Below are 12,679 nucleotides of genomic sequence, written 5' to 3'. Positions count from 1 at the left end.
GCAGCTGTGGTAGGATAGGGGTAGCCGTCTGATCCCCGGCAAAAGACCGCCAGGCCAAAAGCGGGCGCTGGGCCACTCCAGCGCCCCCTGTCGGCCATCTGGCAACCGACCCGGCCCGCCGAAGGCGGCGGCCGCCCTTCCCCCGCAAAAAATGAGAGAGAGACGAGGGCATCGCAATGGGACTGTTAAAGGGTTACAGCAAAGAGGAAAAGAGCTGGATGATGTACGACTGGGCCAACTCGGCCCACAGCGTGGTGGTGGTCACCGTGCTGCCCATCTTCTACGGCACCGTGGCCGGCTTTACCCGGGACTCCGCCAGCAGCATGGCCACCTGGGGCTACTGCACCAGCATCGCCATGTTGCTGGTGGCCCTGTTGGCCCCCATCCTGGGGGCGCTGGGCGACTTCTGGGGCTGGCGCAAGCGGCTGTTTTGCATCTTTTTGGCGGTGGGGATCCTCTCCTGCACCGGGCTGGCCATCCCCCCCCTCACCGGCTTTACCGACACCGCCGTGGCCGAGCGGGTGGGCCTCTGGATTTTGGGGCTCTACATCGTCAGCCAGGTGGGCTTTGCCGGGGCCAACCTCTACTACGACAGCTTCCTCGTCGACGTCACCTCCCCCGAGCGGATGGACCGGGTCTCCCTGCTGGGGTACGGCCTGGGCTACATCGAGGGGAGCACCATCCCCCTGCTCCTCTTTCTCCTGCTCAATCTAGTGGGGGTGGAGATGATCTACTGCTTGAGCTTTGCCTTTGGCTTCACCGCCCTCTGGTGGCTCTGCTTCAGCTGGCCGCTGCTCAAAAACGTCCGCCAGAAAAGCGGCACACCCTACCGCCCCGGGGCGGTGAAACGAGCCCTAAAGGGGCTGGGCAAAACGGTGGGGGAGATTGTCCGCCACCGGCAGATGCTGGTCTTCCTGCTGGCCTACTTCTTCTATATCGACGGGGTGAACACCATCATCCACATGTCCACCAGCTACGGCGACACCCTGGGCCTGGGCTCCACCGAGATGCTGCTGGCCCTGCTGCTGGTGCAGCTGCTGGGGCTGCCCTTTGCACTGCTCTACCAAAAGCTGGCCGGCCGGTTTGGCGCCCGGGCCATGGTGGGGGTGGGCATCGGCATCTACATGTGCATCTGTGTCTTTGGCTTCTTCATCCGCTCCATCTGGCAGTTCTGGGTGCTGGCCATCCTGGTGGCCACCAGCCAGGGGGGGATCCAGGCCCTCAGCCGCAGCCTCTTCGGAAAGATGATCCCCGACCGCTCCCGCTCGGGCGAGTTTTTCGGCTTCTACGACATCTTCGGCAAGTTCTCGGCCATCATCGGCCCCAGCGTGGTGGCCCTGGCCTCCTCAGTGGCGGCCTCGGCCATCCGTTCCTCCCGGGGAATTGCCGCCGACGCACCTGCCGCCGTGCTGGAGGGGGTCGCCCAGGAGGCCGCTCCCTGGGGGGTGCTGAGCATCCTGCTGATCTTCCTGGTGGGGGCGACCCTTTACTTCATCGTTCTCCCCCGCTGCGAGAAAAAGGCAGCCGCCAGCGCTCACCGCCCCGCTGAGACGGGGGAGCTGGCTCCCTGACGCCCCGCTTTTAAAAAGAGGGCCGCGAGAGAAATCCTCTCGCGGTCCTCTTTCTCTGCAAAATCGGCTTTAGACAGGGGGCAGGGCGATCCAGTAGCGCTGGGTCACACCGCCGTCTTCCCGCTCCTGCTCGTCCTCCAGCACCCCGCCGCAGGCGAGGATGGTCCTCGCCGAAGCGCGGTTTTCCCGGTCGCAGGTGACCAGCACCCGCGCAAGCCCCATCTCCCGGCAGCGCGCCAACCCCTGACAGAGCATCTCCTTGGCGTATCCCTGCCGCCGCTGGGAGGGGCGGACGCTGTACCCGATATGGCCGCCAAAGCCCCGCAGGTAGTCGTTGAGCCGGTGGCGGATGTCGATCATCCCCACCAACTGCCCGTCTTCTGGCCGCACCGCCAGCAGGGTGGTGGCGGGGACCATGCCGGGGAGGGCGGTCTCCTCCCGCCGGTTCCGGCGCACCGCGGCCAGCCAGGCGGCAAAGCTGCCCGCCTCGGCAAGACCGGCGGTGCCGTCCAGGCTGTCGCCCGCCTCGAAAAACTCGGCGCGGTAGCAGAGCACCTGGTCGCCCCACTCCTCGCTGGGAAATACAAGCTGTAACGGCATCAAAAGCCCTCCCTTTTTCACCGCCGGGCGGCGGGTGTTTGGGGCATCATACCATCTGTTCCCGGGGCTGTCAAGGCCGCGGCGCCTCCTCCCCGCCCCGGCGGGCGACAGTGCTGCGGTTTTCGGTGCCGGCCAGCTTGTCGTAGGGCAGCCGGTGCTGCCGGGTGAGCCCGGCGGCAAAGAGGGAGAAGACGAAGAAGGCCGAGACCAGCCCCAACAGGGAAAAGAGGATCAATACCGGCAGATCAAGTCCTTGGGAGAGGGCGGCGCGCCGCTCAAAGAGCCGCAGAGCCACCACCGGCGCGGGGAGAAAGACCAGATAGAGCATCCCCTGCCTGACCAGGAGCTGCCAAAACCGGGGGCGCTCTCCCCCCTCCCCGGCGAGTTTGAGCCCCACCAGGGCCTTGCCCAGGGTGCGCCCACCGGCGAGCCAGGGCAGCGCCACAAAGTAGAGGAAGACCAGCCCCAAATAGAGCAGAGCCACCTCCCAGCTGCGCAGCCCCAACAGGTCGCGCAGGCCGGGCCAGCCCAGCCCCCGGTGGGCCAGGGTGACAAAGCCCGCCAGCAGCCCCCAGTCGAGGCAGAAAGCCACCAGCCGCCGGGGGTAGGAGACCCGCCGCCCCTTGCGGTAGGAGAGGGTGTCCAGCTGCTGCCGGGTGGGGAGCAGCCAGCTGAGGGCCGGGGTGAGCCAAAAGCCCAACATCCCTCCCAGGGTGTTGAGGAAGAGATCGTCCACGTCAAACATCCGGTAGGGCCGGGGGTAGATGCCGAAGAGAGCCGAGTACTGGATGAGCTCAAAACAGAGGGTGACAGAGAAGACCAGCAGCAGGGTGGAGGCCCACCCCCGCCCAAAGTAATAGCGCAGATAGACCCCCAGGGGGAAAAGGAGCAACAGGTTGAAGGCCGGCTGGTAAAAGCAGCCCTGGCGCAGGGCGGGCAGCCAGGTGGAGGGGTCGCCGGGGGCCAGGCAGCTCTCCTGCAAAAACACCTGTACAAAGTGAAAGGGGTGCAGCTGGCGGATGGGGGTGGTCATCCCCGCCACCTGGGAGATGGGCGGCAGGGGGAGCGCGGTGAGGAAGAAGGCGCACATCAGGTAGAGGATGAGGGAGTAGACGACGAGCACTCGAAAGAGGAGTAGCGCCCCGTACCGCCGGTACTGGGCCACCACATAGGGCAGGGAGAAGAGGGCGGCCAGCACCGGAAAGAGGAGGAAGGCCGCCTGGATGGGGACGAGGTAGGACCGCACCAAAAACACCGCCTTTCTATCGGCAAGCAAAGCCGGTTCGTCCTTCTATCTTTACACACCCGGGCCGCCAAATCAAGACTATTTTTTAAAACGCACAAACTGTCTCAAACCGCGGGGCCATCCCCCCAAAGCGGTGAGCGCCGCGCCCTATGCCCTTGCAAAAAACCCGCCAATGGGCTGCCCTCCAACCGGCCGGCCGCAAAAAAATTGGGGCGGGCCGCTTGACAACCGCTCAAATCGGGATATAATAACCTCATTCACAACAGAGAAAGGTGACGACGGGAAGAGTAGCCCCGCAGTCCAACGCGACAGAGAGCCGGGAGAGGTGAGAGCCGGCGCAGAGGAAGCGGGGGGAAGAACATCCCCGAGCCGCTGACCGAACCCGGCCCTGCCGGCAGTAGGCTCAGACGCGGGCGGCGCGTTACAGCCGCAAACCATAGGCCGAGAGGGGGCGGATCACATCCCCTTTCGGACACAGTGTGTGACGAGTGGGCCGCAAGGGCGCGGCTTATTTGGGTGGTACCGCGGAAAGTGAAGAGAGCTTTTCGTCCCAATTTGCGGGGCGGAGGGCTCTCTTTTTTCCATCCTCTGCCCGGCGGCATTTGAAGCGCCAAGCGCAAAAGGAGGAGCGATTGTTGTGAAGCGAACCGATTACTGCGGCGCCCTGCGAGAGCGGGATACCGGCCGCACCGTCACCGCCGCCGGCTGGGTACAGACCAAGCGGGACATGGGCGGGGTCATCTTCGTGGACCTGCGGGACAGAGAGGGCATCCTGCAGGTGGTCTTTGACGCCCGCAACCTCAGCCCCGAGAACTTTTTGGTGGCCGACCGGCTAAAGAGCGAGTCGGTGATTGCCGTGCGGGGAGAGATCCGCATCCGCGGGGAGGAGACCTACAACCCCAAGCTGGAGACCGGCACCATCGAACTGGCGGCGCGGGAGATCGAACTGCTCTCCCGGGCCGAAACCCTCCCCTTCTCTCTGGAAGAGGGGGAGCGGGTGCGGGAGAGCGTGCGGATGAAGTACCGCTACCTGGACATCCGCCGCCCCCAACTGCAAAAAAACCTCCGCTTTCGCCACCGGGTGGTGCGGGCGGTGGAGGATTTCTTGGACGGGGCGGGCTTTCTGCAGGTGGAGACCCCCCTGCTCACCAAATCCACCCCCGAAGGGGCGCGGGACTATCTGGTGCCCAGCCGGGTGCACCCCGGCTCCTTCTACGCCCTCCCCCAGTCCCCCCAAATCTTCAAACAGCTGCTGATGGTGGGCGGGGTGGACCGGTACTACCAGATTGCCCGCTGCTTTCGGGATGAGGACCTGCGCGCAGACCGCCAGCCCGAGTTCACCCAGGTGGATATGGAGCTCTCCTTTGTCGACCAGGAGGACATCTTGCAGCACCTGGAGCGGCTCTTCAAAACCCTCTTTTCCCAGGTGCTGGGGGTGCAGATAGAGGAGCCCTTCCCCCGCCTGACCTGGCGTCAGGCCATGGACCGCTACGGCACCGACAAGCCCGACCTCCGCTTTGGCCTCCCCATTGTGGAGTTGACCGACCTGGCATCAGGCTGCGGCTTCTCGGTCTTCTCCCGGGCGGTGGCAGCAGGCGGCCTGGTGCGGGGCATCAACCTGCCCGGCGGGGCCTCCCTCACCCGCTCCCAGATCGAGGAGTTGACCCGCCGCGCCCTGGGCTACGGCGCCAAGGGGATGGCCTGGATCGCCGTCCGCCCCGACGGGGAGATCAGCTCCATCCTCACCAAGTACTTCACCGAAGCCCAGCTGGCCGCCATCCTGCAGCGGGCGGGCGTCCAGCCGGGGGACTTTCTCCTCTTCTGCGCCGATACCTTCGACACCGTCTGCCGCACCCTGGGGGGCCTGCGGCTGGACCTGGCCCAGATGCTTGGCCTGCGGCGGGAGGGGGACTACCGCTTCTGCCTGGTGACCGACTTCCCCGAATTTGAGTGGTCGCAGGAGGAGGGGCGCTATCTGGCCACCCACCACCCCTTCACCATGCCCTACCCCGAGGACCTGCCCTATCTGCAGAGCGATCCCGCCCGGGTGCGGGCCCAGGCCTACGACGTGGTTCTCAACGGGGTAGAACTGGGGAGCGGCAGCATCCGCATCCACCAGCCCGAGGTGCAGCGGCAGATGTTTGCCGCCCTGGGTTTCTCCCCCGCGGAGATCGAGGAGCGCTTTGGCTTCTTGGTGCGGGCTTTCTCCTACGGGACCCCGCCCCACGGGGGCTTTGCCTTCGGCCTGGACCGGCTGGTGATGCTGATGTTGGGGGCCCCCTCCCTGCGGGAGGTCATCGCCTTCCCCAAAAACAAAGACGCCGTCTGTCCCCTCACCGAGGCCCCCTCAACGGTGGACCCAGGACAGCTGTCCGAGCTGGGGCTGGACGCCCTCCTCCGCCCCGGCAGCCGGGGAGAAGGGGCCCGCCCGGCCCCCTCCATCGACGTGGAGGCGGTGGCCGAGCTGTCAAAGCTGCGCATCGAAGAGGGGGAGCGGGCCGCCCTTGCCCGGGAGATGGAGGGGATGATCGCCTTTGCCGACGCCCTCTCCCAGGTGGACACCGAGGGGGTGGCGGTCACCTCCCACGTGGTGCCGCTGGAAAACGTCTTTCGCCCCGGGTGTCCCCGCCCCTCCATCGGCCGGGAAAAACTGCTGCAAAATGCGCCCGAGGCACAAGAGGGTTACCTCTTTGTGCCCTCGGCGGTAGAATAGGAGGATCGCGCCGTGAAAGAGTTGACAGAATACACCGCCTGGTCCCTGGCCGAGGGGATTCGGGCCGGGGCCTTCACCGCCCAGGAGGTCGCCCGGGCCCACCTGGCACAGATCGCCGCCGCCGAGCCCCAGGTGGCTGCCTTCTTGACTATTACCGCCGGGCAGGCCCTGGCCGCCGCCGAACAGATAGACGCGCGGCGGGCCGCCGGGGAGACCCTCCCCCCTCTGGCCGGGGTGCCCATGGGGGTCAAGGACAACCTCTGCACCGAAGGGGTCCCCACCACCTGCGCCTCCAAGATGCTAAAGACCTTCATCCCCCCCTACACCGCCACCGCCGTCGAAAAAGCCGAGGGGGCCGGGGCGGTGAGCCTGGGGAAACTGAACATGGACGAGTTCGCCATGGGCTCCTCCACCGAGAACTCCCACTTTCAGATCACCCGCAACCCGCGGGACTTGAGCCGGGTGCCTGGGGGGTCCTCCGGCGGGGCGGCCGCCGCCGTGGCCGCCGGGGAGTGCGCCTTTGCCCTGGGCTCGGACACCGGCGGCTCCATCCGCCAACCGGCGGCCTTCTGCGGGGTGGTGGGGATGAAGCCCACCTACGGCGCAGTCTCCCGCTACGGGCTGGTGGCCTTCGCCTCCTCCCTCGACCAGGTGGGGCCGCTGACGCGCACGGTGCGGGACAACGCCCTGGTGCTCAACGCCCTGGCGGGGAAAGACAGCCGCGACGCCACCAGTTTGGACCGCGACTGGGGCGACTTTACCGCCCAACTCGACAGCGGGGTGGAGGGGATGCGCATCGCCCTGCCGCAGGAGTACTTCGGCCAGGGCCTCTCCCCCGAAATCGCCGCCGCCATCCGCGCGGCAGCCGACACCTTCGCCCGCCTGGGCGCCCGGGTGGAGGAGGTCTCCCTCCCCACCCTGGAATACGCCCTGCCGGCCTACTACGTCATCTCCTCGGCCGAGGCCTCCTCCAACCTGGCCCGTTTCGACGGGGTGAAGTACGGCTACCGCTCCCCCCATTACAGCGACCTGGACAGCCTCTACAAAAACACCCGCACCGAGGGCTTCGGGCGGGAGGTCAAGCGGCGGATCCTGCTGGGCAGCTTTGTCCTCTCCTCGGGCTACTACGACGCCTACTACAAAAAGGCCCAGCAGGTGCGCACCCTGGTGAAGGGGGATTTCGACCGGATCCTCGGGGACTTCGACTGCATCCTCTCCCCGGTGGCCCCCACCACCGCCTACAAGATCGGCGAGAAGACCGCCGACCCGCTGCAGATGTATCTGGGAGACGTCTACACCGTGCCCGTCAACATCGCCGGGGTGCCGGCCCTCGCCCTGCCCTGCGGGACGGACAGCCAGGGCCTTCCCATCGGGATGCAGCTCATCGGCCGCCCCTTTGGCGAGGGGACGCTCTACCGGGCCGGGCAGGCCTTTGAACAGGAGAGAGAGGGGGAGAGACAATGAGTGCAAAAACCTACAAAGGGTATGAGATGGTCATCGGGCTGGAGGTGCACGTCGAGCTGAAAACGGCCGCCAAGATTTTCTGCGACTGCCCCACCGCCTTCGGCGCCCCGCCCAACACCCAGTGCTGTCCCGTCTGCATGGGGATGCCCGGCACCCTGCCGGTGCTCAACGGCCAGGTGGTGGAGTTTGCGGTAAAGGCGGGGCTGGCCACCGGCTGCCGCGTCTCCCCCCGCTCCCGGCAGGACCGAAAGAACTACTTCTACCCCGACTTGCCCAAGGCCTATCAAATCTCCCAGTACGACCTCCCCCTCTGCGAGGGGGGCGCCCTCTCCATCGAGACCGAGGGGGGACAAAAGACTGTCGGAATCACCCGCATCCACATCGAGGAGGACGCGGGAAAGCTGGTGCACCTGCCCGGGGGCGGCACCTTGGTCGACTGCAACCGCTGCGGGGTGCCCCTCATTGAGATCGTCTCCGAGCCGGACATCCGCTCGGCCGAAGAGGCCAAGGCCTACCTGCAAAAGCTGCGGGCGGTCATCCTCTACACCGGCATCTCCGACTGCAAAATGCAGGAGGGTTCCCTGCGCTGCGATGTAAACCTCTCGGTGCGCCGGGTGGGGGACGAGTCCCTCGGCACCCGGACCGAAATGAAAAACCTCAACAGCTTCCAGTCGGTCACCCGGGCCATCGAGTACGAGTTTCGCCGCCAGGTGGACGCCCTCGAAGCCGGGGAGGCCGTTTTGCAGGAGACCCGCCGCTTTGACCAGGACAGCGGCAAGACCCTCTCCATGCGGCGCAAGGAAAACGCCAACGACTACCGCTACTTTCCCGACCCCGACCTGCCGCCCATCCGCATCGACGAGGCCTTTCTGGCCCGGCTGCAAGAGGGGATTCCCGCCCTGCCAGACGCCCGCAAGGCCGACTACGTGGCCCGCTTCGGCCTCGCCCCCTACACCGCCGAACAGCTGACCGCCCGGCGGGAGGTGGCCGACTACTTCGAGGCGGCCGCATCCCGCTGCCGCTACCCCGTGCTGGCGGCCAACCTGATTTTGGGCGGGGTCCTCTCCCTCCTGGGGGAGGACGGGGGCAAAATCCCCCTCTCTCCCGCCCATCTGGCCGCCCTCTGCGATCTCTGGGGGGAGGGGAAGATCAACAGCTCCACCTGCCGCCGGGCGCTGGAAGCCCTCTGGCGGCAAGACAGCTCGCCCGAGGGGTGGATCGAGGCCCGGGGGCTGTGGCAGATCACTGACGAAGCCGCCCTTGCCCAGCTGGCCGAAGAGGCGGTGCAGGCGTCCCCCCGCTCGGCGGCGGACTACCGCCGGGGCAAAAAGGCCGCCCTGCAGGCCCTGGTGGGGCAGGTGATGAAGGCCACCCAGGGCCGCGCCGACCCCGCCCGCACCCAAGCAATTCTGCAGCGCCTGCTGGAGCACTGACCCCAAGACAAAAAGCCGCCGCCAGAAAGACCTCTGGCGGCGGCTTTTTGCGCGGAAAAAGGGGCGGCTCCCTATTTGAGGTGGGCCATGCCGGGCACCTCGCACCAGCGGACCGGGTATCCCGCCCCCCTGGCGCAGAAAATCGAACCGGGCGGGTTTTCCAGGTCGCGCTCCGGGTCGTAACCGGCGGCGGCCACCACCTCGTCAGCGTTGTGGCAGGGCCGGTACCCGCCGTAAACCGCCGAAAAATGCCCCTGTCCACGGGTGAAGGCGGGCAGTTCGGCGGCGTAGTGGAGAAGGGTGGCCACCGGTCCGCTGCCGCTCACCACCGCCGTGTCCCCGGCGATCTCAGGGGGCGAAAAGGTTCCCTGCAACCGCTGTATGTCGGCCAGCACCCGGCCCAGTTGGTCGGCGGGGAGGGTGGCGGTAAAGTCGTACCACGGCTCCAAAAGAACATTTTCCGCCCCGCAGAGCCCCTGGCGGATGGCCCGGTAGACCGCCTGGCGAAAATCGCCCCCCTCGGTGTGCTTGAGGTGGGCCCGCCCCTTTAAAAGCACCACCCGCACATCGCAGAGGGGGGCCCCCACCAGCACCCCCCGGTGCTCCCTCTCCAACACGTGGGTCTCAACGAGGGACTGCCAGTTGTGGGCCAGCGCATCGGTAGAGCACTCGCTTGCAAAGGTGATCCCGCTGCCCGGCGCCCCCGGCTCCAACCGCAGCCAGACCTCGGCATAGTGGCGCAGGGGTTCAAAGTGGCCGATCCCCACTGCCGGGGCGGCAATGGTCTCGCGGTAACAAATCTGCGCCGGGCCGAAATCCACCTCCAGCCCAAAGCGGCGCGCCGCCAGCTCCCGCAACACCTCCAGCTGAATCTCCCCCATCACCCTCAGCTGCAGGTCCCGCAGGGTCTCGTCCCAGCGAACTGCAAGGGCCGGTTCCTCCTCCTGCAGGGTCAAAAAGGCGTCCCGCACCCGGCCCGGCGGCTGCTCTCCCCATCGGGCCGACACCTGCAGCACCGGCTGCAGCGCCGGGGCGGGCAGATCGCCCGCCGTCCCCAGGCCGGCCCCCGGCAGGGGGCAGCGCAGCCCCGTCACCCCGCAGACCTCCCCCGCCAGGGCGCGGGGGGCCTGGGTATAGCGCTCCCCCTGGTAAAAGCGAATCTCGTTGACCTTTTCGCCTCCCACTTCCCCCTTCACCTCCAGGGAGCCGGAGAGGACCTTGAGAAAGGTGACCCGCCCCCCGCCGGGGTCTCGCCGCACCCCAAAGACCCGGGCGGCAAAAGGGGCCTCCCGCCGCTCCCCGTAATCGGTGGGGAGAAGGGCTCCCAGCCCGGCCAACAGGTCCTCCAGCCCCTGCCCGGTGAGGCCCGACCCGGCAAAGACCGGAAACAGTTCCCCCCGCGCTGCCAACCGGGCCGCCCGCCGCAGCCAGAGGGCGCGGTCGTATCCCCCCTCCAGGTACCGCTCCAGCAGCTCGTCGTCCCACTCGGCCAGGTGCTCCACCGCCGCCGCGGGCAGTTCCCCCGCAAAGCCGCCGCTCAAATCCAGCAGCCGGGGCGAGAGGCGGGCGCGCAGCTGGGCGAGAACGGCGGGGAGATCGGCCTCTCTCCGGTCGCACTTGCCCACAAAGAAAAAGGTGGGCACCCCCCGCTGCCGCAGCAGCCGCCAGATCAGTTGGGTGTGGCCCTGCACCCCCTCGGTCCCGTCCACCAGGAGGATGGCCCCGTCCAAAACCGAGAGGGACCTCTCCATCTCGGCGGCAAAGTCGGCGTGGCCCGGGGTGTCGATGAGGGCGTACTCGTCCCCTCCAAAGGCAAAGTGGGCCTGCCCGGAAAAAACAGTGATCCCCCGCGCCCGCTCAATGGCGTCGCAGTCCAGAAGGGAGGTCCCCTCCTCCACCCCGCCCCGGCGGCGGGTGGCTCCCGCCAGGTGGAGAAGCCCCTCCGCAAGGGTGGTCTTTCCCGCATCCACATGCGCCAAAATGCCAATGGTCTTGTTCACATTGTACGCCCCCCAGTTTCCACCGTATAAAAATTATTTTATCACACCCCGCACCGCCGCAAAAGCCCCTTGTCTCCTCCGCGGCAAAAAGATATACTAAAAGAAAACAGGTGTCAGCCGCTGCGGTTGTGCGGCGCAGACCGCCCTCCCCGCACAAGGGCTACACCGTCTGGCCAAAACAGAAAGGGGGATGCAGAGATGGCAGAACTGCCTCTGTCCCACGACAGCGCCCAGCCCGTCCCAGCCCTCGATACAGCACAGGCCTCTTCCCACACCTATGGGATCATCTCCCGGGTATCCTACCTGTTGGGGGTGCCGACCCGCATCTTCAAAAACCCCCATGAACCGCCCCAGTGGGAGGTCTACGAACTGCTGGAAAAAAACCGAAACGCCAGGATCATCCGGCATCTCTGCACCCTGAGAACAGCCATCGAACGCAACTTTGACCGAATCCACGACAAGATGAAGTTCGAGTTTAAAACCATCACCTCCATGCCGGAACTGGTTCCGGCGGAGTCCATCTCTCAGCTGTCTCAAGACGGGGTCGACGTCGCCAGGCGGCACTCCCGGCTCGTTCAATATGTGGTGGAGATCAACCGTCAGATCACCGACCGCATCAACAACTGTCGGGAGTTGTTTCCCCTGTGGCTCAACTGGGCCTACCTGCGCAATATCTTCATCATGCCGGGAGGGCTGCAGGAAAGCGGCCCCAAAGAGGCCATTCAAATCTACTACCAAAAGCAGGCCTATTACCCCTATCAGGTCTATTTAAATTGGCCGGCCTCAGACAGCGGCAACATCCTCTACCACGACAAAAAATTTGTGGCTCTACTGTATCAGTGGAATCACGACGTATTTACAGACATCAGCAAGGTCTCCGACACCGGCAGATACGCCAAGGCGAGCATCTACGATTTTTTGGCGGAGAGCAAGCAGACGGTCCTGGTGGTGGACTGCGAGAATTCCGACCCCTATAATCTATACGCCGCACTGCAAAATCTCAATTCAGATACCCTCGCCAAAATCAGCAAAATCATCCTCTTTGACGACGTCCACGCCGCCACGGCATGGGATCTATTGGACAATTACCTCTCCCTCCCGGTGGAGCGCATGCTCATTGAGCGAATCAAGCAAAACAAGTCCCTGGTAGACATCCGACTCACGGCGGAGGCCTGCCGGGAACACTACCAAAACCAGGTGGACTCCTTTATTATTGTCTCCAGCGACTCCGACTATTGGGCCCTGATCTCCTCCCTGCCAAAGGCCCGGTTCCTGGTGATGGTGGAACACGAGAAGTGCGGTTTCGGCATGAAGGCCGCCCTGGCAAAGGCGGGGATCTTCTACTGCTATATCGACGATTTTTACTCCGGCGCCAGCGAGGAGTTAAAGTTCAGCGCCCTTCTGCGGGAACTGCACCGCTATATCCAACAGTCCCTCCACCTCAATGTCAACGCCATGATGGAGTCCGCCTTTCAGTCCACCCGGATCGTCATGTCGGATGCGGAAAAAAGGCAGTTTTACAACCAGTACATCAAGCCCATGCACCTGGTCATAGCTAAAAACGGGGACGTGTCCATCGAATTGCGGGGCAGGTGAGCAGTTTGAAGCGCGCCGAGTGCGCCGAAAAGCGGTTTCCCGAACGAAGGGCGGCC

Annotated in this window: 8 protein-coding genes; 5 read left to right on the top strand and 3 right to left on the bottom strand. The window is 65.5% G+C overall.

Annotated features, from left to right (window positions below):
• Nucleotides 1–176 precede the first annotated feature (176 nt).
• The gene (locus HJY11_RS06030) at nucleotides 177–1,571 is read left to right on the top strand and encodes an MFS transporter (protein WP_208075079.1); all 1,395 of its coding nucleotides are present in this window, start codon (nucleotides 177–179) and stop codon (nucleotides 1,569–1,571) included.
• A gap of 69 nt (nucleotides 1,572–1,640) precedes the next feature.
• On the opposite strand, the gene HJY11_RS06025 is transcribed toward HJY11_RS06030, so the two are convergent.
• On the bottom strand, nucleotides 1,641–2,171 hold the full coding sequence (locus tag HJY11_RS06025; protein WP_368041546.1) for a GNAT family N-acetyltransferase: 531 nt from the start codon (nucleotides 2,169–2,171) through the stop codon (nucleotides 1,641–1,643).
• A 70-nt stretch (nucleotides 2,172–2,241) separates the two neighbouring features.
• Nucleotides 2,242–3,447 carry a VanZ family protein gene (locus HJY11_RS06020; RefSeq protein ID WP_208075077.1) on the bottom strand — a complete coding sequence of 402 codons (1,206 nt, stop codon included), beginning with the start codon at nucleotides 3,445–3,447 and terminating at the stop codon, nucleotides 2,242–2,244.
• 607 nt (nucleotides 3,448–4,054) lie between these two features.
• Here HJY11_RS06020 and aspS point away from each other — a divergent pair.
• The 3 genes from aspS to gatB are packed head-to-tail and all read left to right on the top strand — an operon-like array spanning nucleotide 4,055 to nucleotide 9,027.
• A complete protein-coding gene (gene aspS / locus HJY11_RS06015; protein WP_208075076.1) occupies nucleotides 4,055–6,130 on the top strand; it encodes an aspartate--tRNA ligase in 2,076 nt (691 codons plus the stop codon).
• A gap of 12 nt (nucleotides 6,131–6,142) precedes the next feature.
• On the top strand, nucleotides 6,143–7,594 hold the full coding sequence (gene gatA / locus HJY11_RS06010; RefSeq protein WP_208075075.1) for an Asp-tRNA(Asn)/Glu-tRNA(Gln) amidotransferase subunit GatA: 1,452 nt from the start codon (nucleotides 6,143–6,145) through the stop codon (nucleotides 7,592–7,594).
• Nucleotides 7,591–9,027: an Asp-tRNA(Asn)/Glu-tRNA(Gln) amidotransferase subunit GatB gene (gene gatB, locus HJY11_RS06005; RefSeq protein WP_243764218.1), complete on the top strand. Its 1,437-nt coding sequence runs from the start codon at nucleotides 7,591–7,593 to the stop codon at nucleotides 9,025–9,027. The genes gatA and gatB overlap by 4 nt, the downstream gene beginning before the upstream one ends.
• A 71-nt stretch (nucleotides 9,028–9,098) precedes the next feature.
• Here the strand turns inward: gatB and HJY11_RS15650 are convergent, their stop codons facing one another.
• Nucleotides 9,099–11,027: a GTP-binding protein gene (locus tag HJY11_RS15650; RefSeq protein ID WP_208075074.1), complete on the bottom strand. Its 1,929-nt coding sequence runs from the start codon at nucleotides 11,025–11,027 to the stop codon at nucleotides 9,099–9,101.
• 198 nt (nucleotides 11,028–11,225) lie between these two features.
• Here HJY11_RS15650 and HJY11_RS05995 point away from each other — a divergent pair, with 198 nt between their 5' ends.
• The gene (locus tag HJY11_RS05995) at nucleotides 11,226–12,623 is read left to right on the top strand and encodes an NYN domain-containing protein (protein WP_243764217.1); all 1,398 of its coding nucleotides are present in this window, start codon (nucleotides 11,226–11,228) and stop codon (nucleotides 12,621–12,623) included.
• Nucleotides 12,624–12,679 lie beyond the last annotated feature (56 nt).

The organism is Bittarella massiliensis (ex Durand et al. 2017), from assembly GCF_017566145.1.
In the GTDB taxonomy this organism is placed as follows: domain Bacteria; phylum Bacillota; class Clostridia; order Oscillospirales; family Ruminococcaceae; genus Bittarella; species Bittarella massiliensis_A.
The sequence above is the reverse complement of the archived record's forward strand: the minus strand, read 5'-3'. Positions and strand labels throughout refer to the sequence as shown.